16 protein-coding genes and 5 pseudogenes are annotated in these 25,847 nt (G+C 61.2%); 13 read left to right on the forward strand and 8 right to left on the reverse strand.

Annotation, left to right across the window (positions count from 1 at the left end):
• Nucleotides 1-11 precede the first annotated feature (11 nt).
• From CES87_RS26795 to CES87_RS26825, 7 genes are read right to left on the reverse strand one after another with little or no spacing between them, the layout of a single operon-like run.
• Complete coding sequence (locus tag CES87_RS26795; RefSeq protein WP_128608479.1) at nucleotides 12-1,196, reverse strand: thiolase; 1,185 nt, start codon at nucleotides 1,194-1,196, stop codon at nucleotides 12-14.
• Entirely contained in the window at nucleotides 1,193-2,722 is a 1,530-nt protein-coding gene (locus tag CES87_RS26800) for an AMP-binding protein (protein WP_128608480.1), read from the reverse strand. Before CES87_RS26800 ends, CES87_RS26795 begins: the two co-directional genes overlap by 4 nt.
• A gap of 8 nt (nucleotides 2,723-2,730) precedes the next feature.
• Nucleotides 2,731-3,147: a Zn-ribbon domain-containing OB-fold protein gene (locus CES87_RS26805; protein ID WP_128608481.1), complete on the reverse strand. Its 417-nt coding sequence runs from the start codon at nucleotides 3,145-3,147 to the stop codon at nucleotides 2,731-2,733.
• Nucleotides 3,148-3,154: 7 nt separating this feature from the next.
• Nucleotides 3,155-4,654, reverse strand: a complete 1,500-nt coding sequence (locus CES87_RS26810; RefSeq protein ID WP_128608482.1) for a carboxylase — start codon at nucleotides 4,652-4,654, stop codon at nucleotides 3,155-3,157.
• 3 nt (nucleotides 4,655-4,657) lie between these two features.
• Complete coding sequence (locus tag CES87_RS26815) at nucleotides 4,658-6,055, reverse strand: hypothetical protein (protein ID WP_128608483.1); 1,398 nt, start codon at nucleotides 6,053-6,055, stop codon at nucleotides 4,658-4,660.
• Entirely contained in the window at nucleotides 6,052-7,461 is a 1,410-nt protein-coding gene (gene accC, locus CES87_RS26820) for an acetyl-CoA carboxylase biotin carboxylase subunit (protein ID WP_128608484.1), read from the reverse strand. Before accC ends, CES87_RS26815 begins: the two co-directional genes overlap by 4 nt.
• The gene (locus CES87_RS26825) at nucleotides 7,461-7,925 is read right to left on the reverse strand and encodes a biotin/lipoyl-containing protein (RefSeq protein ID WP_178081489.1); all 465 of its coding nucleotides are present in this window, start codon (nucleotides 7,923-7,925) and stop codon (nucleotides 7,461-7,463) included. Before CES87_RS26825 ends, accC begins: the two co-directional genes overlap by 1 nt.
• A 220-nt stretch (nucleotides 7,926-8,145) precedes the next feature.
• Between CES87_RS26825 and CES87_RS26830 the strand changes: the two genes are divergently transcribed.
• The 11 genes and pseudogenes from CES87_RS26830 to CES87_RS26880 all read left to right on the forward strand — a co-directional run bounded on the left by CES87_RS26830 (nucleotide 8,146) and on the right by CES87_RS26880 (nucleotide 23,209).
• The gene (locus tag CES87_RS26830) at nucleotides 8,146-8,370 is read left to right on the forward strand and encodes an acetyl-CoA carboxylase biotin carboxyl carrier protein subunit (protein WP_218196408.1); all 225 of its coding nucleotides are present in this window, start codon (nucleotides 8,146-8,148) and stop codon (nucleotides 8,368-8,370) included.
• A 5-nt stretch (nucleotides 8,371-8,375) separates the two neighbouring features.
• Nucleotides 8,376-9,086 (forward strand): GntR family transcriptional regulator, encoded by a 711-nt coding sequence (locus CES87_RS26835; RefSeq protein WP_256591109.1) that lies wholly within the window; start codon nucleotides 8,376-8,378, stop codon nucleotides 9,084-9,086.
• 62 nt (nucleotides 9,087-9,148) lie between these two features.
• Nucleotides 9,149-10,708, forward strand: a complete 1,560-nt coding sequence (locus CES87_RS26840) for a class I adenylate-forming enzyme family protein (RefSeq protein WP_128608487.1) — start codon at nucleotides 9,149-9,151, stop codon at nucleotides 10,706-10,708.
• Nucleotides 10,705-12,285 carry an acyl-CoA carboxylase subunit beta gene (locus tag CES87_RS26845; protein ID WP_128608488.1) on the forward strand — a complete coding sequence of 527 codons (1,581 nt, stop codon included), beginning with the start codon at nucleotides 10,705-10,707 and terminating at the stop codon, nucleotides 12,283-12,285. The genes CES87_RS26840 and CES87_RS26845 overlap by 4 nt, the downstream gene beginning before the upstream one ends.
• Nucleotides 12,286-12,345: 60 nt before the next feature.
• Nucleotides 12,346-13,623, forward strand: coding sequence for an MFS transporter (locus CES87_RS26850; protein WP_218196409.1), 1,278 nt, complete (start codon nucleotides 12,346-12,348; stop codon nucleotides 13,621-13,623).
• Nucleotides 13,624-13,625: 2 nt separating this feature from the next.
• On the forward strand, nucleotides 13,626-14,633 hold the full coding sequence (locus CES87_RS26855; RefSeq protein WP_128608489.1) for a YeiH family protein: 1,008 nt from the start codon (nucleotides 13,626-13,628) through the stop codon (nucleotides 14,631-14,633).
• A gap of 180 nt (nucleotides 14,634-14,813) precedes the next feature.
• Nucleotides 14,814-16,640: a DUF1302 domain-containing protein gene (locus CES87_RS26860; RefSeq protein WP_128608490.1), complete on the forward strand. Its 1,827-nt coding sequence runs from the start codon at nucleotides 14,814-14,816 to the stop codon at nucleotides 16,638-16,640.
• A gap of 36 nt (nucleotides 16,641-16,676) precedes the next feature.
• Nucleotides 16,677-18,034 (forward strand): annotated as a pseudogene (locus CES87_RS26865) (DUF1329 domain-containing protein).
• A 64-nt stretch (nucleotides 18,035-18,098) separates the two neighbouring features.
• Nucleotides 18,099-19,169 (forward strand): YCF48-related protein, encoded by a 1,071-nt coding sequence (locus CES87_RS26870; protein WP_128608491.1) that lies wholly within the window; start codon nucleotides 18,099-18,101, stop codon nucleotides 19,167-19,169.
• Nucleotides 19,170-19,202: 33 nt separating this feature from the next.
• Nucleotides 19,203-21,742, forward strand: a pseudogene (locus CES87_RS26875) (RND family transporter).
• Nucleotides 21,743-22,082: 340 nt separating this feature from the next.
• Nucleotides 22,083-23,209, forward strand: a pseudogene (locus tag CES87_RS26880) (diguanylate cyclase).
• A 146-nt stretch (nucleotides 23,210-23,355) separates the two neighbouring features.
• Here the strand turns inward: CES87_RS26880 and CES87_RS26885 are convergent.
• The gene (locus tag CES87_RS26885) at nucleotides 23,356-24,612 is read right to left on the reverse strand and encodes an epoxide hydrolase family protein (protein ID WP_128608493.1); all 1,257 of its coding nucleotides are present in this window, start codon (nucleotides 24,610-24,612) and stop codon (nucleotides 23,356-23,358) included.
• Between the two features lie 152 nt (nucleotides 24,613-24,764).
• Between CES87_RS26885 and CES87_RS26890 the strand changes: the two are divergent.
• Nucleotides 24,765-25,169: pseudogene (locus CES87_RS26890) on the forward strand (antitoxin Xre-like helix-turn-helix domain-containing protein).
• Nucleotides 25,163-25,844 (forward strand): annotated as a pseudogene (locus tag CES87_RS34595) (RES family NAD+ phosphorylase). Before CES87_RS26890 ends, CES87_RS34595 begins: the two co-directional pseudogenes overlap by 7 nt.
• The last annotated feature ends 3 nt before the right edge of the window (nucleotides 25,845-25,847 follow it).

Genomic DNA, 25,847 nt, shown 5'->3' on the forward strand with positions numbered 1-25,847 from the left:
GGGCCATGACGTTAATCACCGACACTCGTTGCCAGCACCATGGTCATATACGCCGACATCAGTAGCCCGCTGGCCTGGACCAGGCAACTGCTGGCATTGGCGACCTGACGTTCGCCGCATTCGCCGCGCAGTTGACGCACGGATTCGATCAGCAGTTGCATGCCGAACTGACCGGAGTGATTGAAGGCCAGTCCGCCGCCGGAGGTATTCACCGGCAAGGCGCCACCGGGCGCGGCGATGCCGCTGCGCAGGAAGGCGCCCGCCTGACCTGGCGCGCAGAATTCCATGGCTTCGAGTGCGACCAGCACGTTGATGGTAAAGGCGTCGTAGATCTGCACCATGCTCAACTCGCTACGCGGGATGCCGGACATGCGCAGGGCACGATTGGCGCAATCGCCGATCACGCCATAATCGAGCCAGTCAGACGAGCCGAGCGGGGTCGCATGGTGCAGATAGGTATCGGCAAAGCCCCGGATGAAGACAGGCGCCTTGGCTAACGAGCGGGCATGATCGGCCCTGGTGAGAATCAACGCACCGGCACCATCGCTGACGAGGCAGATATCGGCCTTGCGCAAAGGATCGCAAATGAGCGGTGAAGCCAGGTACGCGTCTATCGTAAGCGGCTCGCGCAACGTGGCCTGTGGATTCAGTCCAGCCCAGCGTCGCGCATTGATCGCCACTGCGCCAAGGTCCTCGGCGCAGGCTTGATAGCGATGCAAGTATTGTTGCGCGAGCATCGCGTACCAGCTGATCGGACTGAGTACGCCGTAGGGCGCGATAAATTGTCCTGACGGAGAGCGCGGGTCGGTCACCACGCCGCCACGGCTGCGACTGTGATCCAGGCGTTGGGTGCTGCCATACGTGACCAGCGCCACCGAGCACAAGCCAGCTTCGATCGCGGCCATGGCGTGGATCAGGTGGGTGAGTGGCGAGCCGCCGCCCACCACCGTGCTGTCGACGTGACGCGGCGTGATCCCCAGGTATTCGCTCACCAACAGCGCATTGGCGCGGTCGTCCCAGTGGGCGAAGACCCCATCGACATCCGCGAGCGCGAGCCCTGCATCGAGTAAGGCGTCACGGGCCGAGCGGCATTGCAGGGAAAGTGCGGTGTCGCCCGGCTCAGCCTTGCCAAGACCGGCCTCGCCGATACCGACAATGGCGTAGTGGTCGGCCAAGCGTGAAGGATCGTTCGTCATGCTTGGGGCTCCTGTGCGATGAGCTGCGCCCGCACGTCTTTCTTCAACACCTTGCCGACCGGGCTGCGCGGCAGGGTCTCCCAGAACAACACCTGTTTGGGCGTCTTCAGGCTGCCAAGCTTGTCGCGGCATATCGTGATGAACTCTTCGGACGTGGCGCTGGCGCCAGCCTTGAGTTCGATGACGGCGATGACTTTTTCACCCCAATCGGCATCGGGAGTACCGACCACCGCGCAATCCATCACCGCCGGATGCGCCCAGATCACCTGCTCGATCTCGCTCGGATAGATGTTGAAACCGCCGGAGATGATCATGTCCTTGGTGCGATCGACGATGTACAGGTAGCCGCCTTCGTCGAATACGCCGATGTCACCGGTGTGGTGCCAACCAAAGCGTCGTGCCTCGGCGTTGGCCTGCGGATTGTCGTAGTAACCCGGGGCGACCAGCTCGCCTCGGGCGACGATTTCACCCCGCTCGCCGGGCTCGACGAACCGTCCGTCTTCGTCCATCAGCGCCACTTCGCAGGCGCCGGTGGGACGGCCAGCGGAGCCCAAGTGCTTGCCGTCACGCATGTGATCTTCGCGGGTCAGCATCGTGATCACACCGGGCACTTCGGATTGGCCGTAGGCCTGCACAAACACCGGTCCCCACAGGGCGATGCCTTCGCGCAATTTGTCCACCGACATCGGCGCGGCGCCGTAGATCACGTACTCCAGTGAGGAACAGTCGCGGGTTTTGGCATCCGGATGCGACAGCAGCCGATAGATCAGCGTGGGTGGCAGGAACAGGTGGGTGATGCGTTCCCTTTCGATGGTTTCAAGGACCGCGCCCGGGTCGGCGGACGGTGCGATCACGTTGCGCGTGCCGAAACTCGACAACGCCATGGCCGTGGCACCGGCGGCATGGGTCAGCGGTGCGACGACCAGGTGCGCGGGGCTTTTTGCCGGTGGCATGAACTGGTTGCCGATGCGGTAGCAGGCCAGTAATGCGCGATGGCTTTGCATGATCGCCTTGGGCCGACCGGTGGTGCCGCCGGAGGATTTGATCAGCGCGGTGTCGTCGAGGGATTGGCGCACGGTGCAACGCTGGCCCGCGTGTTCGCGGCACCAGTCGGCGATGCTCAGGCCGTCGACGGGGTCGTCCAGGCCGATCACGGTTGTCAGGGTCGGCACGCCGGCGCGGATGCGTTCGGCATGCTCGGCGTATTGCGAGTGCAGTACCAGCACGGACACCTGGGTGAAACTCATGAACCAGATCAGGCTGTCGATCGAATCACGGGCATTGAGCGGAACAAAGGTCGCCCCTGCGCGCAAGGCGCCCAGCATGGCGACGAAGCTCAATGGGTGATTGGGCGCCAGTACGCCGACATGGGGGGAGCGCAGTCGCAGCAATGTCAGGGCATGTCCGATGGCATGGGAGTTGGCCTGAACCTCGGCGTAGGTGAGGCTGAAGCCTGTGCCTTGCAGGCAGGCATTGTCCGGATGGCGATCGGCGCCGGCATCAAAGTGGTCGGTGATCATTTCCATGGTGACGGCTAATCCAAAAGAGTGAACTGGGGCAGCGTGCAGGATTCGCTGACGGACTCGAAACAGACACTGACGCGGGCACCGATGGCGACGCGGTCGAGATTGGCGTCGAGGATGTTGGCCAGCAGACGTACGCCTTCATCGAGATCGATCAGCGCCACGACATAAGGCAGCCGGGACGCGAAGGCAGGCGAGGGAGCAATCCGACAGACCGTGAAGGTGTAGATGCAGCCAAGGCCGCTGGCATCGATCCATTCGATTTCGTCGCACAGGCAACTGATGCAAAACGCCCGTGGGTAGAACTGGCATTTGCCGCAGCGGGCGCAGCGCTGGATCACCAGGCGCTGTTCCTGCGCGGCCGCCCAATACGCAGCCGTTTCGCGGGTGGGTTGCGGCAGCGGCCGTGAAGAAGGAGGAGTCGACATGGCAACCTCAGCGAGTACGCAGTTCGAAACCGGCCATGGCGATGTGCACATGGCGTTGTTCCGGGAGCTTGGCCAAACCCGCGATCAGTTCGTGCAGCGGGCGACGCACGCTGAAGGTGTCGTCGATCACCGTGGGCACCAGCCCGGTGATTTTTTCGTCGCCGTACATGGCACGCAGCAGCAGTTCATCATCCGACAGGCCGCTGTAGCGACGACGCAGCTCGGGCACCCTTGGCGCCAGCACCGGCGGTTCAATGGCAACTTCACGAGAACCGTTGGCGAGCACACGATCCATGACGTTGGGGTCCACCGGCAGCGGCAAGGCACCGAAGTAGCCGCACACGTATTTTTTCACCTCATCCGGCACCACCTTGTAGCGCTCGCCGCTGAGCACGTTCATCACCGCTTGCGCGGCGATCATGGCGGGGAAGGGCGTGGCCATGACCGGCGAGCCCAGTTCCACGCGAACGCGGGCGATCTCTTCGAGGACCATCGGCAGCTTGTCGGCAATCCCCGCCAGTTGCAGCTGCGATTGCAGGTTGGACATGGCGCCGCCGGCGTACTGGGTGACGAAGTGCGCCGGGTCGTATTCCGCCGGGATACCTACAGGGAAACCGTTTTCTTCGGCGACGCCCGCCAAATAGTCACCGACCTCATCCGCAGCGCGGTCATCGAAAGTGACCTCGAAGCCGATCTCGCGCAGGTTGCGCGCCAGCATCTGTGCCGCCGGCCCGGCATTGCCGTTGGCCAGCGGATCAATCGAGCACAGCAGGCGGTCGGCACCGTGTACCGCCGCTTCTAGCGCCACCAGCGAGCCGGTGGCATTCAGGCAATGGGTGAGCACTTCCAGCGGCCGATCACCGATTACTGCCTTGATTGCCGGCACAATGCTGCGCACCTGTTCCACCGTCATGCTGCCGCCGGCATCGCCGAAGGCAAAGGCGTCGATATCGAAGCGCCCGATGGCCTCACGGGCCTTGGCGGCGTAGAACGGCGCGTCGTAGCCCGGTGCCAGGTTGTAAACCATCGCGAGGGTGGTGGTGGCGCCCAAACGCTTGGCGGTGGTCATCGCCGGCACCAGGTTGTCCCAGCAGTGCAGCGAATCGAGAAAACCGAAGTCGCGCGCACCGTTGGCGAACAGACGTTCGACGTACAGTTCGCTCAGGTCGTCCGGCTCTGGGTAGAAGCTGCGCAGCATGTTGCTACGCACGATGCCGCGCAGCGGCGTGTGGCGGATGCGCTCAGACAACAGGCGGAGCCGTTCCAGTGGATTTTGATTGAGAAACAGCACGCTGGCGTCGAACTGCACCAGGGCAATGGCTTCAATCACATCAAAACCCAGGGCATCCAGACGCTCGGCCATTGGCAGCATGTGTTCGGTGCGCATGCGCGTCGCCCACAGGCATTGGTGCGCGTCGCGCAGGGTCGCATCGACCAGCTGAATGCGCCGGCGTTTGCCGGTACGGACGAATTCGGCGTGCACTTTTTCGCGTAGTAGATTCAGCACATGTCACCCCTTGCTGTGTTCGAGATGGATGGACAGGCCGGGGCCTGTGACACTCAATACGGTGTAGCCGGGCCAGCGTTGCAGCAGCCCTTGTGTGAGGGCTTGCTCGGGTGTGCGGATTTCATGGTGAAGCCTGTGCAATGGCGGCAGTGCCCGGCAGCCGCAGATCAGCGCTGCCAGCTCATCCTCGGTGGCGGCCAGGTTGACCGCACGGCATGGGCTCGAAACGGCACCAATGCGCTGGTGCACGTGGGTCAGCGAGGTCGTGATCGATCCGTAGCAACCTTGCAGCCAGCGGCGCAAGGCCGGTTGCAGCGTGGCGTAGCGTTCACCGGCGTCGAGATGCTCGAGTGCCTGTCGCGCGATGGCCTGTGCAAAGGGTTGCAGCATCGGTGGCTGGCCAAGCTCCTCGCGAATGCGCGTGCATTCGCGGGAAAACTCGAACAGGTCGGCCAGGCGCCCGCGCTCGCGCAACGCTTGCATGGCCTGGACGGCGATTTCCCCCGGCAATTGGTGCTCGTAGGGCGCCAAGTCGAAGGCCCAGGGCTGGCTTTCGGGGAATCCTTCCTGATCCGCCAGGGCACTGAACTGAGCCTCGGCGTCTTTTATCCGGTCCTGATCCGGTGCCTGCTGCGGCAATTCCAGCAGCGCGGCGGAGCGCACCAGCAGTGGCAGCGAAGGCACCGACGCGCCGTTGGCGACGCAGGGCAGCGCGGTGTCGATGCGCTCGATGCCCAGGCGCATCACCTCCAGCGCGACCTGCGGGCCGAGGCCGGTGTGGCAGCGGGTATGCAAGTCCAACGGCGTCCCTTCCAGACCACCGCGCAGCGCCGAGAACAAACCGGCCAAGCGCTCGACATGCAGCAGCCCGGCTTCGTCGCGCAGCATGACGCGCTGTGCACCGGCCTGAACCATCTGTGCAGCGCACGCCCCATAGAAAGCGTCGCTGTGTGCCTGATCGTCGGCAAAAGGCAGGGCGGCAATGGCTATCAGCCCATTGGCCCGCGCCAATTGCACGGCGTTGCCCAAGCGCTGCAAATCCAGCTGCGGGTCGATCAGTACCACCTCGCTGACGCCATGACGGGCGAGCAGGCGCAGCCAGGTATTCAGCGCCTCGCCCGACAGCACATCGACGTGGCCATGGGCGGGTAGCAGATTCACCGTCGCGCGCAGCGGCGTGCCATTGGCGCGTTCCTTTAGTGCGGCAACGCGTTGCAGCGGATTTTCATCACGGCGCAGGCATTGCGCGATCACTGCAGGGCTCAATACGTCGATCGCGGCAAGCCGGGCGTGTCCCAGCGAGTTCATTGTCCCCAGCAGCATCGCCGTGCTGGCGGCTCCTTCCCAGATTGCGGACTGGCCATCGCTCAGGCTGACGTCGACCCATGTTGTCATGCTCATGCGCGCTCCTTGGCTTGTTTCAAAGCCTGTTTGCGGGCCGGGACGAAGACGTCTTCAACCCAGCGCGTGGTGACGCTGCCGGCGACGAAGTCCGGGTGATCGAGCACGGCGTGGTGGAAACTGGCGGTGGTGCTAAGCCCCACCACTTTCATGTCCGCAAGGGCCTTGCGCATCAGCACGATGGCCTCGTTTCGGGTCGGTGCATGCACGATCAGTTTGGCCAGCAGGGAGTCATAGAAAGGCGGCACGGTGGCGCCGCTGTAGCAGTGGGTATCGACCCGTACACCCTTGCCTTTGGGGGGCTGCCATTCGCTGACCTGACCCGGGCTTGGCAGGAAATTACGGTCCGGATCCTCGGCGTTGATCCGGCACTCGATGGCATGGCCGGTCAGTTTCACGTCGGCCTGACTGAACGACAGCGGCAGGCCGGCGGCGATGCGAATCTGTTCAGCGACGAGATCGTAGCCGGTGATCATTTCGGTCACCGGATGCTCGACCTGGATTCGGGTATTCATTTCCAGAAAATAGAATTTGCCATCGCGGTCATCGACCACGAATTCGATCGTACCCGCGCCGAAATAGCCGACGTTTTTCGCCAGACGTACGGCGCACTCGCCCATCTGCTCCCGGGTGTGTGACGCGAGGCTGGGGGAGGGCGCTTCTTCGATCAGTTTCTGGTGGCGGCGCTGCGTCGAGCACTCCCGCTCTCCCAGATGCACCACGTTGCCATGGCGGTCACCCATGATCTGGATTTCGATATGGCGTGCCAGTTCGATGAACTTCTCGACATACAGGGTCGGATCGCCAAAGGCGGCCTGTGCTTCCGAGGACGCGGAGCGGAACGCCGCTTCAGCCTCTTCATCGCTGCGCACGATGCGCATGCCCCGCCCGCCGCCACCAGCGGTGGCCTTGAACAGCACCGGATAGCCGATGTCGCTGGCGATGGCGCGCGCGGTGTCGGCATCCGCCACGGCATCGGAACCGGGTACTCGTGGCACTTCGGCTTTTTCCGCCAGACCGACGGCAGTGATCTTGTCGCCCATCGAGTCAATGATTTCGGCGGATGGACCGATGAACACCAGGCCGGCGTCCTCGCAAGCCTGAGCGAAATGTGAGCGTTCGGAGAGAAAGCCATAGCCCGGATGGATGGCGTCGCAGCGGTGTTCCAGTGCTGTACGTACCAGCAAATCGGCGCAGAGATAGCTTTGCGCTGCCGGAGCGGGGCCAATGACGACGTACTGATCGGCCAGACGGGCGGCCAGGCTGTCCTGGTCGGCTTCGGAGACCGCCGCCACCGATTCGATGCCCAGGGTTTTGCAGGCGCGGACAATGCGTACAGCGATTTCGCCACGATTGGCGATCAATACCCGACGGATGTCGCGGGTTGCCACGGGAATGCTGCTCATCAGCGTGCCTCCGGTTCGATAATCATCAATAACTGGTCCCGCTGAACCATCTGCAGATCCTGGGCGACGATGCGTACGACGCGGCCTTTCACCGGGGAGGCGAGGGTGTTGAATAGCTTCATGGCTTCGACCAGGCACAAGGGCGCGCCGGTTTCCACCGTGGCGTTCTCCTCGACGAAGGACGGCTGGTCCGGGCTGGGCTTGCGATAGAAGGTGCCCATCATGGTGGCGCGCACGGCCACCTGACCTTCGGCGACTTCGGGTTCGCTAGCGGCCGCCACAGAGGTCGGCTGCGCCGGTTTTGCGGGCGCGGCACCTTGGGCAGGCGCCAGCGAACGCTGAATCGCGCCGGACTTGCTGGCGGTCAGCGTGGTGTCACCGACGCGGACTTCAAGGAAGTCCAGATGCGTCGTGTGATCCAGTATTTCCAGGATTCTTCGTGCTTCTTTATGTGTGAGCGACATGCCGCTGGCCTCTTGTTGTTCGAATTGCCTGGTCCGATAAAAACATCGATACGTAGGATTGTCAACAATCATACAATCATGTACCTTGCTCATCGTGACTTACCGGTCCTGATTACTAATAGAGAGACAGGGCGCTTGGGCAGCTCTTCAAAAAGCGTAGCGCGCGGCAGCCAAGGGCCCGGCGATTTCAGAAAACAGTAGTGTTTTGGAGGGGGCGAGAATGAGTACAATCGCGGTTAAATCGGATGTCGCTGGGACGGTGTGGCAGATCCATGTCCGCGAAGGCGACGTCGTTGAAGAAGATCAGACGCTGGTCATCATGGAGTCCATGAAAATGGAAATCCCGTTGATGGCTCTGGAGCCGGGTCGCGTGATTAGCGTTCTGGTGGCCGAGGGCGAAGTCGTCAAAGATGGCCAGGATGTTTTGCTTATGGAGTGCGATTGAAGTCTATGTCAATGAATGCAGGTTCGGCGTCGGCCGCCAAGGGCGGTAGTGCAATAGGCATCATGCGGGCTGGTCGCCAGCGCGTATTGACGATGCCGGAGCAGATTGCCGAGAGCATCACGCTGGCGATTCTGCGAGGCGAGTACGGGCCGGGTGATTCGGTGCGCGAGCAGGAACTGGCCGACCACTTCCAGGTCAGCCGTGGCCCGATTCGCGAAGCCCTGCGCATTCTCGAGAAATCAGGCGTCGTGACCATCGTGCCGCAGCGTGGCGCGCATGTGACTTCATTGAGCAAGCAGGAGATCGACAACCTGTTCGAGATCCGCGCCGTGCTGGCCGGGTTGTTGGCCAAACACCTGGTTGATGTTGACGGGGCTGTGGTGCATCAGATGGATGGCATCGTCACGCGGCTGGAACTGATTGCCTCGCAATCCGATGCGTTGGATGAGTATGCTCAGGGCAGTTATCGCCTGAGCACACTGTTGTTCCAGTCTTGCGGCAACAGGCAATTGGCAGAACTCATGGGCGCGCTGGGCATTCAGACCGCACGCTATACGCGGTTGGGATTGCGCTCTGCGGAGCGCCGACAGGCTTCCGTCACTCATTGGCGCCAGTTGGTCGAAGCACTCAGGCAAAACAGCAGTACGGTCGCCGGACAAATGATGGTTGAGCTGATCAATGCTTCCCATCAAGCCGCATTGAATCACCTGGATTAATCCACACGGGGCACAACACTCCCGAGTGCTGTGTCGAATTGTCGACAATAAGACAAAATATCATGACAAAAAAACGCACCGCAGGACTCATGCTCAGTTGGGCGGCCCGGCAACACCGTGGCCGCACCGCACTGATCTTCGGCGACAACGGCCTGACCTATGACGAGGTCGAGGCGGGCAGTAACCGTCTCGCCCATGTGTTGGTTTCCCTTGGGTTGCAGGTGGGAGAGCGGGTCGCTGTGCTGCTCAATAACTCTCCCGAGGCCATCGAGAGCGTTTTCGCTGTCGAGAAGGCCGGTCTGGTTTATGTGGCACTCAATGCCCGCCACACCTTGGCCGAGCAGATCGCGATCCTCGACGATGCGGGTGCCAGTCTGTTGATTGCGGGACCGGAATTCCGCGAAATCGGTGAGGGCGCTCGTGATCGTGTCGAGAGCCTGCGTCACGTGATCGCGCTGGATTGGCAGGCGCCGCAACTACTGGATTACCGCCAGCTCCTCGCCTCGATGCCGTTCCATGCCCCCAATGTTCAGGTTTCCCCCGATGCGTTGCTGCGCATTGCCTATACCTCGGGCACAACCGGCAAACCCAAGGGCGTGACCTACACGGTCAAGCGCTGGTATGAGCGCCTGACCAACCATTTCTACGCCATGGAATACAGCCTGGGCGTGGAGGATGCGATGTTGCATGTCGGCCCCTTGACCCATGCCGCCGGCGTGCACCTGTTGCCCTGCTACTTGCGCGGTGCGCGCAACGTGATTCTGGAAAAGTTCGAGCCACTGGAGACGCTTCAGCAAATCGAGCGCCATCGGATCACCCAGATGATGTGTGTGCCGACCATGCTCACACGCTTGCTCGACACGCTCGATAGCGGTGTTCAGGCCGATCACTCGTCGCTCAAGTGCATCCACTACGGCACCGCGCCGACCTCGGTTGAACTGATCCGCCGGGCCATTGCGCGGTTCGGACCGGTGATGCGCCAGCAGTATGGAATGACCGAGGCGGTGCAACCGTTGGCGGTGCTGTATCCGTACGAACACGCAGAGGACGGTGTGTTGCGTTCTTGCGGCAAACCGACTGCCAATGTGCAGATCACCGTTCGCGATGTTCACGGCGAAGAACTTCCAACGGGAGAAATCGGTGAAATCGCCATCGCCACCGACGGCATCGGCGAAGTGGCGTTCTGGCGCCGCCCCGATCTGGAAAGCGAGGCCATCCGCGACGGCTGGTACTACTCCGGCGATCTCGGCTACCTCGACGCGCAGGGCTTCCTTTATATCGTCGGGCGCAACAAGGACATGATCATTTCCGGTGGCTTCAACGTGTACGCCCGGGAAGTCGAGGATGCCCTGGAAAGCCATCCGCACGTCGTAGAAGTCGCGGTGCTCGGCTTGCCCGACCCGGAATGGGGCGAGCGTATCGCGGCGTTCGTCGTTCGGCGCGAAGGTACAACCGTCGACAGCGAGGCCCTTGGCAATCATTGCACGACGCTGATCGCCGGCTACAAGAAACCACGTCTGATCGAGTTCATTGATGCCCTGCCACGCAATAACGCCGGCAAGGTGGTGAAGAATATTTTGCGCGACGACTATCTCGCGCGCCTGGAGAGGACATCGTCATGAGCACGCCTGTCGCACCTGAATGGTCGCTGGAACTCGCCGACATCCGCGCTCGCCGTGAGGTCGCCTATGCACTGGGTGGCCCGGAGGCAGTGGAGAAACACCATGCCCAAGGCAAACTCACGGCCCGCGAACGCATCGGACATTTGCTTGAGAGCGACAGCTTCGAGGAATTCGGCGTACTGGCCGGCGCGGTGAAATACACGCCGCAAGGCCAGATTGCCTCCGCCACACCGAGCACCGCAGTCGTCGGCGTAGGCACGATCGAGCAGCGACGCACTGTGGTGGCGGCCGACGATTTCACCATCCGCGGCGGTTCGTCCGAGGCGGCGGTCGCGGAAAAGTGGATCTATGCCGATCGCTATGCCTGGGAGTACAAGCTGCCGATCATTCGCATGATCGACAGCGCCGGCGGCAGCGTGAAACTGCTCGACAAACTCGGCCATACCAAGATTCCGGGGTATTCGCTGTTGCCGATCACCAATCTGCTGGGTGCGGTGCCGGTGGTTGGCATTGCCCACGGTGCTTGCGCCGGGTTGGGTGCGCTGCGGGTTGCCGCTTCCCATTTGTCGATCATGGTGCGTGGCCAGAGCCAGGTATTTGCAGCCGGCCCGCCGGTGGTGAAGCAGGCGTTCGGCATCGATATCGACAAGAACGATCTCGGTGGTTACGACCAGGTGCATCGCCACAGCGGCATGATTAACCTGGCCGCCAATACCGACGCCGAGGCGCTGGATCTGGCCAAACGCTTCTTGTCGTATCTGCCGGGCAATGTCTGGGAGCAGCCGCCACGAGTGAGCTCAAATGACGAACCCGGTCGCCGCGATGCCTGGCTCAACGATGCCATTCCCCATGACCGGCGCAAGATCTTCAACCCGCACAAGATCCTCAAGTCGCTGGTCGACAAAGACAGCCTGTTCGAGATGTCCCCGGATTTCGGCGCCTCGACCATCACCGCGTTTGCCCGTCTCAACGGCTATTCGGTGGGGATCATCTGCAATAACCCGCGCATCGGTGGCGGCGCGCTGACCCGTGCGGCGGCGCTCAAGCAAACCCGCTTCATCGACCTGTGCGACACCTTTCATCTGCCGTTGATCTACCTCGTGGACCAGCCGGGTGTGATGACCGGGCAGGAGGCGGAAATGCAGGGCACGCTGATCGCGGCCATGCAGGCTGTGCATGCGATCGAGCAGGCGAGCGTGCCGGTCATCACCATCGTGTTGCGCCGCTGCGTCGGACTGGCCGGCGCGATGGTCAGCCCCTGGCATGGTCCGACGGGCACGGCATTGCCGCACCGGTTCGCCTGGCCTTCGGCGCAGTGGGGTTCGATCCCTATCGAGGGCGGTGTCGCGGCAGCTTACAAGCAGGAAATTGCTGCAGCCGAAGATCCGCTGGCGCGTCGCAAGGAGCTGGAGGCCCATTACCAGGCGCTGGCTTCGCCGCTGCGCACCGCCGAGCGTTTTGGTGTGATCGACGTAATCGAGCCGGACAGCACGCGTCCGTTGCTGTGCAACTGGGTGGGTGACGCGTATCGCAGCACTGCGCTTTCCCTTGGTCCGAAGCGGCGCACGATGCGCTAGTCCTGCGGGATCAGCGGCATCCGGCCTTACCTTCATAACAACAACTCAAAGGTACAGACGATGTTCTGGAAAAAGAGTCCTTGCGCCGTTTTGGCGACGCTGATGGTGATTCACCTGCTGGCCCAGGTGGACCGCAATATTCTGCTGGGCTTCGCACCGCAAATCACGGGCGAGCTGGCGATCAATAACGCGCAGTACGGCTTCCTCGTCGGCGCGGTCTGGGTGCTGAGCTATGGCGTGATGGCGGTGTTCCTCGGCGCGCTGGCCGATCGTCACAGTCGGCCGCGGGTGATCGGTGCCGGGATGCTGGTCTGGAGCGCTTGTACGATTGCTTCCGGCTACGTCCAGAACTTCGAACAAATGGTCGCGGCGCGTTTTCTGGTGGCCACCGGTGAAGCGGCGTTGGTGCCCGCCGCCACGGCGCTGTTGATGGAGCTGTTCTCGGAGAAGCGCCGGGGCACCGCGATGGGATTGTTCTACCTCGGCATTCCGCTGGGCATTGGTTGCAGCTTTTTGCTGGCGGGCACGCTCGGCGCTGCGCACGGTTGGCGCACCACGTTTCATGTCCTTGGTATTGCCGGCGTGGTCATTGGCCTGCCGCTGATACTGATGGGCGACAAGCGCAGTCACAGCACCACGGTGCAAGAGCGTGGCGCCCCACTCAAGGCGCAATTGGCCGCAGTACTTGCTGAAATGCGCGACAACCGCGTCGTTCGATACACCGTTGCCGGGTTTGTGCTGGCGCATCTGGTCTATCCGGGCATCTCGTTCGCGCAACTGTGGATTGCCCGGGAGAGGGGCATGGACCCGGCCACGATCGCCATGACCATGGGTGTCATGCAGATCGTTTTCGGCTCATTGGGCGCGCTGGCCGGTGGCGTCTTGAGTGACCGCCTGGCCCCTCGATTCAAGGGCGGTCACGCCAGTGTGCTGGCGCTGCTGATGCTGCTGTGCGCGCCGTTCATGATCGTCTATCGGCTGGTTCCAACGGATTCGCCGCTGTTCTATGTGGGCATGGCGGTCGGCATCTTCATGTTGATGTCGCTTTACGGTTCGGCGACCACCGCGATTCAGGGCGCAGTCCCCGTGCGCATGCGTTCCACCGTCATGGGCTTCTCGATGTTGCTGCTCAACCTGTTCTCGGTGGCGGTCGGCACCTTTGTCGTCGGCTGGATCAGTGATGCGTTGACTACCTCCGGGGTGGCCTCGCCACTGACCCATGTGCTGCTGGTCAGCGACATCCTGGCGCTGGTGCTGGGTGGCGCGTTCTTTTACATGGCAGCGCGTATCCAGCGTGAAAGCGCGCGGTCGCTGCCAGCCATGGGTATCAAGGTCTGATTATGTCCAGGTCCGCTGTCATTCAGTTTCAGTCAGTGCTCAGCCAATACCTGCCAGGCGTGCTGGCGAGCATCGTGGTTGCCATTGCCGCGCGGTTTCTGGCTGATCAGTACCACGCGCCGGTGATGCTTTTGGCGCTGCTGCTCGGCATGGCCATGAACTTTTTGGCCGCAGGCCCGAGCAAGGCGGGTATCGACTTCAGCGCTCGTGAAATATTGCGGGTGGGAGTGGCTTTGCTGGGGTTGCGCATCTCGCTGGAGCAGATTGCCGCGCTCGGCTGGCATCCGGTGCTGATCGTGGTCGTGTCGGTAGTGGTCACCATTTTGGTGTCGATGCTGGCGGCGCGAGCACTGGGTTTCAACGTGCTGTTCGGTCTGTTGTCCGGTGGTGCCACGGCGATCTGCGGTGCATCCGCGGCGCTGGCCCTGGCGGCGGCACTGCCTGCCCATCATGCCAAGGAGCGCGCGACGCTGTTCACCGTGATTGGTGTGTCCGCCTTGTCGACCCTGGCCATGATTGTTTATCCGGTGATTGCCCGGGCACTGGGTCTGGACCCGCTGCAAGCCGGGGTGTTTCTCGGCGCCACCATCCATGACGTCGCCCAGGTGGTGGGTGCCGGGTACAGCATGTCCCATGACATCGGCGACACCGCCACGGTGGTGAAGTTGATGCGCATCGCCATGCTGCTGCCGGTCATCGTCTGCGCGGTGTTGATCACCCGCTCTCAAGGCGGGCAGGGGACGGGGGAGCGGCCACCGTTGCTGCCATGGTTTGCCGTCGCGTTCATCGCTTTGGCTGGGGTGACCAGTTTCGGTTGGCTGCCTTCAGCGGTGCAGAGCCTGGGCAATCAATTGTCGAGCTGGTGCCTGGTCGTTGCAATCAGTGCGCTAGGGATGAAAATCCAGTTGAAGGAACTGGCCACGGTGGGGCTCAAGCCCATTCTGTTGATGGTCGGTGAAACCGTGTTTTTGCTGGGGCTGGTGTTGATGATGATTCGGCTCGGGAATTGATTGAGCCGTTGAGGCTGGTCGTTCAGTAACGCCTCCAGCGATATTGATCGGATCACGTTGAATGAATTGAACGCTCCCCTGACGGGGTTATGAGTGGTGGGCACTCTCATGCCCGAATTTTGAATAGCCAGGTGTATTTCCATGAACGCAGAACAACAACAAAAACAGCGGAGCCAACGTATGCGGGTAAACAAAAATTTCGGTTTGGGCGTGTTCGAGCCAACGCTGCTGGCCACGGCGCTGTTCCTCGCCATGTTGCCGGCGGCTCAGGCTTTCGAAGTGAACACCGGCAATGAAGACTGGGCCGTGCGTTTCGACAACACGTTTAAGTTCAACTATGCCCAGCGTGTCGAGAGCCCAAACAGCAAGTTGGCCAATTCATGGAACAACAATGACGGTAACCGTAACTTCTCCTCGGGCAGTGCAGTGTCCCAGCGTCTGGACGTGCTCTCTGAACTGGATGTGAGCTATCAAAAGAAGATGGGTTTTCGCGTCAGCGCCAACAGCTGGTACGACCATGCTTATGACGATGTCGGCAGTGATAACGCGGCAACCAACCAGCTCAACAGTGGACGGCCGGACTCACGCCATATCAGCGGTTACGCCGATCGCTATTACAACGGCCCGTCGGCGGAAATTCTCGATGCCTTTGTCTTTGGCAGCACGGAAGTTGGCGAGGATTCGATCCTCAGCGCCAAGCTCGGCAAGCAGACCCAGTACTGGGGTGAAAGTGTCCTGGCCTTTGCCCACGGCAACAGCTACGGCCAGTCCGCCCTGGATATTTCCAAAGCCCTGGCGGTGCCCGGCACCGAAGCCAAGGAATTGTTCATCCCGCGCAACCAGTTGTCCGTCAGCTTCACGGTCAACCCGGAGCTGACCCTGGGTGCGCAGTACTTCCTGGACTGGGACGCGTCGCGCCTGCCGGAATCCGGTACGTATCTGGGCTTCAACGACGGCATCGAGAACGGCGGGCATAACCTGTCGCTGATTGGTGGGCAGAATCCGTTTTTCGGTGCTCCTGGCGCAATCGGTGCGAACCAGTTTCTGCGCCTGAGCAATGGCCATACCTTCACCCCGGACAAGCACGGCGACTTCGGTTTGATGGCCAAGTGGAGCCCGGAATGGCTGGACGGCACGCTCGGCATCTACTACCGCAAGACCTCCGACATCCTGCCCAACCTTGTATTGCAGCCAACGGCTGTCGGCCCGGCGCAGATAATCTCCGGCAACATCGGCAGCTACAACCAGTTCTACGTCGATGACATCGATATCTATGGCATCAGCCTGTCGAAAAGCATCGCTGACGTCAGCGTCGGCTTCGACCTGAACTACCGCGAAAACATGCCCCTGGCCAGCGTCGCGGGCACTGTCAGCCCGGCTGCGGCTGCCGCCGGCTTGCCGGGCTTCATCGGCGGTTTCAATGGCGAGGACGGCGTGGCGCGCGGCAACACCGTACACGCAGTGCTCAACGGCCTGACCACCTTTGGCGACACGCCACTGTGGGACAGCTCCTCGTTGCTGGTCGAACTCGGCTACAGCCGCTGGCTGAAGGTGACCGACAACAAGCAGCTGTTCAAGGGCGAGGACTGGTACCACGGCACCGACAAGGTCACCAAGGACAACTACATCATCGGCGTCAACTTCAACCCGACCTGGTTCCAGGTTTTCCCTGGCGTCGATATGTACATGCCGATGACCTACAACGTCGGCCTCAATGGCAACTCCGCCGTGCAACTGGGCGGTAACGAAAACTCCGGCAGCTACTCGGTCGGCGTCGGCTTCGACCTGCACAACCAATACCGTTTCGACCTCAAATACGTGGACAACTTCGGTCCATTCGACACCTGCAGTTCGCCAGGCAGAGCTGGCAATCCAGGAGACGGCGCTGCACCCGGCGCCAACGGGCAATACAACTGCGTGCCCGGTCAAACCACCGCCTTCGGCGGTACGCCAGCCCAGCTGAAGGATCGCGGCATGGTCACGGCAACCTTCAAGACAACTTTCTGATTTGCGATTGCTTAAAAACAATCAGGAGAACCACACATGAAATGCATGCACAATTTGTTGACCGTCTCCCTGGCCCTGACCTTCGCCGGTCTCGCCCACGCCGCCGTGCCCGCCGCAGACGCGGCCAAGCTGGGGTCTAGCCTGACCGCGGTGGGCGCCGAGAAAGCCGGCAACGCCGATGGCTCCATCCCGGCTTACACCGGTGGGCTGACAACGCCGCCGGCGGGTTTCAAATCGGGCGACACCCTGCGTCCCGACCCCTATGCCAGCGAGAAACCGCTGCTGGTGATCGATGGCAAGAATGTCGATCAGTACAAGAATCAACTGACCGCCGTCACCGTCGAACTGGCCAAGCGTTTTCCGACCTTTCGCGTTGAGGTCTACCCGACGCATCGCAGCGTGGCGTTGCCGCAGAGCGTGCTGGATAACACCTTGAAGAACGCGACCGGCGCGAAGTCGCTGGAGGGTGGCAACGCGATCGAAAACGTCCGGCCTGGCGTACCATTCCCGATCCCGCAGTCGGGGGCCGAGGCCATGTGGAATCACCTGCTGCGCTACCAGGGTGTGGCGTATTCGACCAAGTACGATTCCTGGAACGTCGATTCTTCCGGGGCCCAGATCCTTGCCACCAGCGGCGAAATCGTCAACTCGTATCCGATCTTCGAAGACCCGAACAAGGTCATCGATGGCAAGGACACTTACTTCCAGACTCGCCTGTTCTACACCGGTCCCGCGCGCCGGGCGGGCGAGGCGATCATGCTCAAGGATGCGGCCAACCCGCTGGTGCAAGAGCGTCGCGCCTGGCAGTACTTGCCGGGGCAGCGTCGCGTGAAACTGGCGCCGACCCTGGCCTACGACACGCCAAACCCGGGCACCGCAGGTTCGGGAACCTATGACGACGTGTATGTGTTCAACGGTGCGCTGGATCGCTATGACTGGAAGCTGGTCGGCAAGCAGGAAGTGATCGTGCCGTACAACACCTACGCACTGAGCTACATCAAGGATCCGAAAGCCCTGACCACACCCAACCATCTGGCGCCGCAGTTCGTGCGTTGGGAGAAACACCGTGTGTGGGTGGTGGAAGGCACACTCAAGGCCGGTGCCCGTCACGTCTACGCCAAACGTCGTTTCTACCTGGATGAGGACAGCTGGGTCGCTCTGGCATCTGATCAGTACGATGCGCGCGGCCAGCTCTACCGTGGTTCTTTCAGTTTCCTCTCGCAAAGCTACGACGTGACGACCCCAACACCACGCCGCACGTGATCTATGACCTGGTGGGCGGCACCTACAACATCAATGGTTTGTCGGGCGCCTACGGCGGCATCAAATACATTGCGCCGCTCTCCAAGGCGCAGTGGTCGCCGGATGCGCTGGCCGGCAACGGTATTCGCTGAAAACCGCACAACAGGAGTCCAGGCCGGTTGCTGTCAAGCGCCGGCCTGGCGAAGAGGACGCACTATGTGTTCATTCAAAATGCAGGCGTCGCTGATGTTGGCGATGCTGTTGACGTTGGCTCAGGGTGTTGCCCAGGCATCCGGTTACGTTGATGTGCTGGATCTGCCCGCCAGGCCCAGCGCGTTGGCGGTACGCAGTCCCTTGCTCGACGTCGCGAATGCCGGGAAACGTCTGGTCGCGGTCGGGCAGCGTGGCCATGTTCTTTATTCCGATGATGCCGGCCGCCAATGGCAGCAGGCCGATGTGCCGGTCAGCAGCGACCTGAATGCCGTGTACTTTCCTTCCCCTGAACAAGGCTGGGCGGTCGGCAACGACGGCGTGATCTTGCACAGCAGTGACGCCGGCGCGACCTGGAACAAGCAACTGGACGGCCGACAGATCGGGGCCTTGCTGGTCAAGCATTACACGGCATTGGCACAGGCCGAACCTGCCAACGAGCAGTGGCCGTTGCGGGTCGCTGAAGGTCAGCGGCTGGTCGAGGAGGGCGCCGACAAACCCTTGCTCGACGTCTGGTTCGCCAACGACAAGCAAGGGTATGTGGTGGGTGTGTTCAACCTGATCCTGCACACCGAGGATGGCGGCCGTAGCTGGACGCCTTTTCAGGACCGGACCGACAACCCGCAGAGCTTTCACCTGAACGCCATCGCGTCCACTGGCGATGCGTTGTACATCGTCGGCGAACAAGGGCTGGTGCTGAAATGGGATACCTCGCAACAGCGATTCGCCGCCCTGGCCACGCCGTATCAGGGCAGCTTTTTCGGCGTCGTCGGCAAGCCCGGTGAAGTCGTGGTTTTTGGTCTGCGCGGGAACGTGTTGCGCAGCACGGATGGCGGGTTGAGCTGGAAGCCGTTCGATACCGGGCTGCAAGTCAGTGTCACCGCCGGCGCGATTGATGCCCAGGGTCACTATCGGCTGTTCACCCAGGCCGGGCACATGCTGGTCGACCAGTCCAATAACGATCACTTGCAACTGATGCCACAGCAAAACCCTTCACCGGTGGCCGGTGCCGCCCTGGCCGGCGACGGTTCGTTGATCGTGGTAGGCAGCCGTGGTGCGCGTGCGCTTCTCAAATAATAAGAGCCAGAACAATAGAGCGAGTACTCAGACATGGCCCATAGCAAGCAAAGCAACATGCCGGTGATCCGCGATCTGCGCGACTTTGATCGGCGCTCCGGCAACCTGCTGGAGCGGTTGGTGTTCAACTATCGCCCGCTGTTTATCGTGCTCATGACGCTGGCTACTCTGGTGCTGGGCTACATGGCGGCGACCCGTCTGGAGTTGCGCCCCAGCTTCGAAAAAATGATCCCGCAGAGTCAGCCGTACATTCAAAACTTCCTGGAGAACCGCCAGTCGCTGCGTGGCCTGGGCAACTCGGTGCGGGTGGTGGTGGAAAACACCCAAGGTGACATTTTCGATCCTGAGTACTTGAACATTCTCAAGCAGGTCAACGACGAACTGTTCCTCGCCGAAGGCGTCGATCGCGCCTGGATGAAGTCGTTGTGGACGCCAGCGGTACGCTGGACCGAAGTCACCGAAGAAGGCTTTCAGGGCGGCCCGGTGATGCCCGACAGTTATCAGGGTTCGCCGTCGGACATCGAACAGCTTCGGCAGAACATCTCCCGCGCCGGCATCGTCGGCAGCCTGGTTGCCAGCGATTTCAAGTCGAGCATGCTGGTCGTGCCGCTGCTGGACAAAGCCTCGGCGACGGGCCAGAGCATTAATTATCATCAGTTTTCGCGAATGCTCGAAGAACGCTTGCGCGACAAGATCGAGTTCGCCGGTGACAGCGCGGCGCGCAAGGCCGGGGCGCAGGGCACAGGGCACTACAAGGTGCGGGTGATCGGTTTTGCCAAGCTGATGGGCGATCTGATCGATGGTTTGATTCAGGTGATGATGTTTTTCGGCCTGGCCGTGGTCACCTCACTGGTCATCATTTACCTCTACACCCGCTGTGTGCGCAGCACGTTGCTGGTGGTCGGCTGCTCGCTGATCGCGGTGGTCTGGCAACTGGGTATCGTCGCTGGCTGGGTTATGCCATCGATCCGTATTCGGTCCTCGTACCGTTCCTGATCTTCGCCATCGGCGTGTCCCACGCGGCGCAGAAAATGAACGGCATCATGCAGGACATCGCCCGTGGCACCCATAAACAGGTGGCGGCGCGTTACACCTTCCGCCGTCTGTTTATCGCTGGCGTCACGGCATTGCTGGCCGACGCAGTGGGCTTTGCGGTGTTGATGCTGATCGACATTCCGGTGATCCAGGATTTGGCCATCACCGCCAGCATCGGTGTGGCGGTGCTGATCTTCACCTCGCTGCTGCTCATGCGGTGGCACTGTCCTATGTTGGCGTCGGCGCAAAAGCCGCCGAGCGCGCACTGAAAATCGACACGCGAGCGGTCGCGCATAAAGGCTTTGGAAAACTGTGGGACAGCCTGGATCGCTTCACCACACGCAAGTGGGCCACCGGCGCGATACTGGTGGCCACCTTGCTGGGGATCGGGGGCTTTGCGGTCAGCCTGCATCTGAAAATCGGTGATCTCGACAGCGGCGCCCCGGAGCTGCGTGCGGACTCGCGCTACAACCGCGACAACGCCTACATCACCCAGCATTACGCGCTGTCCAGCGACCTGTTCGCAGTGATGATCAAGACCCCGGCAGAAGGCTGCCTGAATTACCGCACGCTGATCCTCGCCGACCGCCTGGCCTGGGAGCTTCAGCAATATCCGGGCGTGCAGGCCACGGCATCGCTGGTCAACGCAGTGCGGCAGATTACGGCCGGGTCCTACGAGGGTAATCCCAAACTCAACAGCATCCAGCGCAACCAGAACGTATTGAACTACGCCGCACAACAAGCCTCGGTCAACTCCCCGGAACTGTTCAACACCGATTGTTCGCTGATGCCGGTGATCGCCTACCTCAAGGATCACAAGGCCGAGACCCTGGATGCGGTGGTGGCCATCGCCGACAAATTCGCCAAGGAAAACAGCACCGAGGATCGCCGGTTTCTGCTGGCCGCCGGCACCGCCGGTATCGAGGCAGCGACCAATATTGTGGTGCGCGAGGCCAATCGCACCATGTTGCTGTACGTCTATGCGGCAGTGACGCTGTTTTGCCTGATCACTTTCCGCAGCTGGCGCGCCACGCTGGTGGCGTTGCTGCCACTGGTATTGACCTCGATCCTCTGCGAGGCCCTGATGGTGGTCATGGGCATTGGCGTGAAGGTGGCGACCCTGCCGGTGATCGCGCTGGGGGTGGGGATCGGCGTGGATTACGCGCTGTATTTGCTCAGTGTGCAGTTGCAATACCAGCGTCAGGGGTTGTCGCTCACGCAAGCCTACCGGCGCGCGGTGTCGTTCACCGGCAGAGTGGTGGGGCTGGTGGGTATTACGCTGGCAGCGGGGTGGTGTGCTGGGGCTGGTCGCCGATCAAGTTCCAGGCGGACATGGGCATCCTGCTGACGTTCATGTTTTGTGGAACATGTTGGGTGCGTTGATCTTGATTCCGGCGTTGTCGCATTTTCTTTTGCGCACCGATCAGGTTTTGGGCAAGGAATCAGGGGAGATGGTTCTTGACGCGTCTGGCGCGCAGGCCTCGCAGATTATTGAGCCGAGCGTTTGCGGGGAGCGTGGCAAGGCGAGGGTGGAATAGAGGGGGTGATGTGTGTTGGATTCTGGAGCGGGTTACCCACTCGAAGATCCTGCGCTTGGCCTCTGCGCAAAGTATTGGAAAACACGCGCAACTGTAGGAGCCGGCTTGCTGGCGAAGGCGGTGTATCAGGTAAATGCATTGTTGACTGGATTGCCGTCTTCGCCAGCAATCCGGCTCCTACAGGGAATTTACGTACGAGCTACCGACCAGGTCGGCTGTCAGGCCGCCATCGCGAGCTAGCGGGTTGATGGATGATTTTCCCATTAACACGCGGATTCGCAGCCGTGCCAGAGCAATGTGCCACAATAGGATTACGGCACAGCAGCATTAGGCGAACTCAATGGATGGCCTTGAATTTCGGCACGAGCAGGAACGCTTCATCGCCCAGCAAGTGCGCACAGACCGATTGCATCAGCTGTTTCGCCAATCGGTTACAGCGGTTTTTGGCAGTTTCCTGGCAATGGTCATGCTGTGCTGGCTGTGCTGGGAACGGTTTGATCATGCCGTCGTTGTCTGGTGGGTCGGCCTGCTGACGGCTTCGACGCTGGTGCGTATCTCGATGTTCGTGGTGTATTTTCGCAGCCCGCAAGCGGCGCGCACACCGCAACACTGGGAGCGTATCTATCTTGGCACGCTGGTGCTGTCCGCCGGCATCTGGGGCGGTGGCGCGTTGGCGGTGATGCCGGCCGACGACCTGTTGGCCCAGGCGCTGGTCATGCTGTTTACCGTCGGTATGTCTGTCAGTGCGGTGTCTTGCTACTCGGCCTATCGCTATATGACGGTGGTGTCCATCGCGCTGGTGTTGTTGCCCTGTACCTTCTGGCTGCTGTTCCAGCCGTCTACCCTTCAGGCCGGTATGGGGCTGGCCGTTCTGGTGTTTGCATCCTTTGTGTGCAGCGCGACACGAAAACTCTCCGATGCCCTGGAAACGGGCTTCCGTTTAACCCGTGAGATGGAGTTGGCGCACAGCATTTCCACACGTGCCGCACAGACCGATGAATTGACTGGCCTGAAGAATCGTCGGGCGTTTTTCGAGCATGCCCAGCGGCTCTACAACCATTGCCAGAACTACCAGTTGCCGCTGTGCGCGGTGATGCTGGACATGGATCACTTCAAGCATATCAACGACACCTATGGGCATCAGGTCGGCGACCAGGTGCTGCGGCAAATGGGCGTGGTGATCTGCCGGTCATTTCGTGAAACCGATGTCCACGGCCGGCTGGGCGGCGAGGAGTTTGCCGTTTTGCTGCCGGACACGTCCCTTGAAGCGGCGCAAAACATCGCCGAGGAACTTGTTCACTCCATCGCCGGGCTGATGACAGGGCCGGTTCACCGCATAACGGCCAGCGTCGGAGTTGCGTCCATGGTTTCCAGTGACAAGGACTTGCATAGCTTGTTGAGCAACGCCGATAAGGCGCTGTATCGCGCCAAGGCTCGTGGCGTAATCAGGTTGTGGTGTCTGAGTAGTTTTGCACATCGCGAGCAAGCTTTGCTCCCTGTAGGAGCCGGCTTGCTGGCGAAGGCGGCAGTCCAGTCAATGATGCAGCGCCTGACCCACCGCTTTCGCCAGCAAGCCGGCTCCTACAGTTGTGTGTTGCTCTGAAAAATGGCCTTCAACGCAACGAGCGGAACGCCGTGCGCAGTTCCTCGGTGAACAGCTGCGGCTGTTCCCAGGCTGCAAAATGGCCACCCTTTTCTGCCTGGTGGAAGTAGATCAGGTTGCGATAGGCGCGCCGGGCCCAGCTCTCCGGCGGGCAATAGACGTCTTCTGGAAACACTGTGATCGCCACCGGCAGCGAGATCTCGCTGGTCTTCTGGGCGGTAGATGACAGTGGGCTGCGTCCTTTGTTTTCCCAGTACAACCGGGCGGACGAAGCGCCGCTGTTGGTTAGCCAATACAGCGTGATGTCGTCCAGCACTTGATCGCGGGTTGGCAACTGTTGCGCGTCAGTACCATAGGTCCACTTAACAAAACCCGGATGCACCAGCAGGAACGCAGCGAGGGCGACCGGGGAGTCAGTCACGCCGTAGCCGATTGTCTGCGGTCGGGCGGCCATCATTGCGCTGTACGCCAGGTTGCCCTGTTTGATCAGTGTGGCCACGGCCTCGTAGGTCTGGCGTTCCTGTGGGTTGAACTGCGCCGGTGCCGGGCCCGCGATTGCCAGCGCAGCACCTGCTTCGGGCGGTATCGTTGCCGGCAAATTAAGATGAATGCCGCGCAACCCCGCTGGCGCCTGACGTGCCATGGCACCGGTGATGGGCCCGCCCCAGTCGCCTCCTTGCGCGACGTACTGCTGGTAACCGAGGCGCTGCATCAACTGCGCCCAGACCTGCGCGATGTGATCCGGATCCCAGCCGGTGCCACCGGGTTTGCCTGAAAAGCCATAGCCGGGAATGGACGGAATCACCAGGTCGAAGGCATCGGCAGCGTTGCCACCGTGGGCGACAGGATCAGATAGCGGGCCGATGACCTTGATGAATTCGAACACAGAGCCGGGCCAGCCGTGGGTCATGATCATGGGCAGCGCATTCGGGGCCGGAGAGCGCACCCAGATGAAATGGATATCGACGCCGTCAATGGTCGTGACGAATTGCGGCAGGGCGTTGAGCTGCGCTTGGGCCTTGCGCCAGTCGTAATCCGTGCCCCAGTAACGCACCAACGCTTGCAGCTGCGCCAGTTGCGCACCTTGGGAGGCATCGCCGACGGTCTCCTTGTCCGGCCAGCGGGTGGCGTTGATGCGCTGGCGCAGGTCGACCAATGCCTTTTCCTCAACGGCGATATGGAAAGGACGGACAGAGTCATCGGCGCAGGCCACGCTGATGAGGGTGCACACGTAAATGGCGAGGGCAACCGCGAATCTGTATTTCATCTTCATTACCTCTGCCGAGGGGAGCGAAGCGATCCTTCGTAGTCAGCATGGCATCAGGGCCAATAAGGCCCGCACCACTGGTCGATGTGCGATTGATCTATAGGCTCAAAGTATCTATTTTGATTCTGTAGATTCAAAATGAGGAACTGGACATGCCACTCGCCCTTCAAGCGCAGCAGGGGTTCACCAAAAGCCAGTGCGTAACCGGCCTGCGCGCCGCTGTCGGCATTCTCGAAAAATGGTCTGCCTCCAGCGATCAGGCCTGTCGCATCCTGCGCATTTCCCGCAGCACCTACACGCGCGCCAGGCAGCGCGATCCCGACTGGGCCGTAGCGCTGGATGCGGACCAGATGCAGCGCATCAGCTTTGTACTGAACATCCACGCCACCCTGCGCCTGATCTTGATAACCCGCAAACGTCTACGGTTTTGTGTCGATGGCCAACGACAACGAGTTTTTCAATGGGCGAACCCGCTGGAGATCATGTCCCAGGGCGACATGATTTCGCTGTACGAGACGTTTCGACGGATCGACGCGCTGCGGGGCGCGCAATGGTGAGGGTCAGCCAGTTGCCGGTGTCTGCCGGTGAACGTTGCAGGCCTGTCGACTGGTCAATTCGAAGTTTCCGCCGATTGCGATGTTGATGACGTGGCCGATGCGGACGAATTCGAGGTGTTGTATGAGATTCAGGCGCTCACCATCCGCGCTTGAAAAACGAGGTCGGCCGCTTGAGTTGATCCCCCGAAGTGAATCCCTTTCGGCATTGCTGGCTGCTCTTACGCGACAGCGCCCTTCACCACGTCAACCCGGCAGGGTCGCGATTCAGCGATGGCCGCTTTGGCGTGCTGTACCTGGCCGACTCCATGGAAACGGCGTTGGCCGAGTGCAGCATCATCAAACGCTGTACTGGTCGAACGTGCGCGATCTCAACTATGAGCGCTTTGTTTTCCGCGGGCTGTCTTGCTCTTTCGTGGACAAGGCGATGAAAACGCGACGGTCATTCCTTTGACCGATCCGATTTACGATCCTGACGATTACACGCATTCCATCGTTTCGGCAAGACCATCAGGGAAGCGGCAAGCCCTGGTTTGCGTTACCACTCCGTTCGGATGCCGGGCAACCATTGCTGGGCATTGATGACCCCAGGCAGGTTCTGTCGATTGTTCAAACCGCCATTACGAGATGATCTGGAATCGGCAGATCACCTGCGTCAACCAGATCAGCGAAGCCTGATGC

Source organism: Pseudomonas sp. ERMR1:02 (assembly GCF_002277815.1).
Taxonomy (GTDB): domain Bacteria; phylum Pseudomonadota; class Gammaproteobacteria; order Pseudomonadales; family Pseudomonadaceae; genus Aquipseudomonas.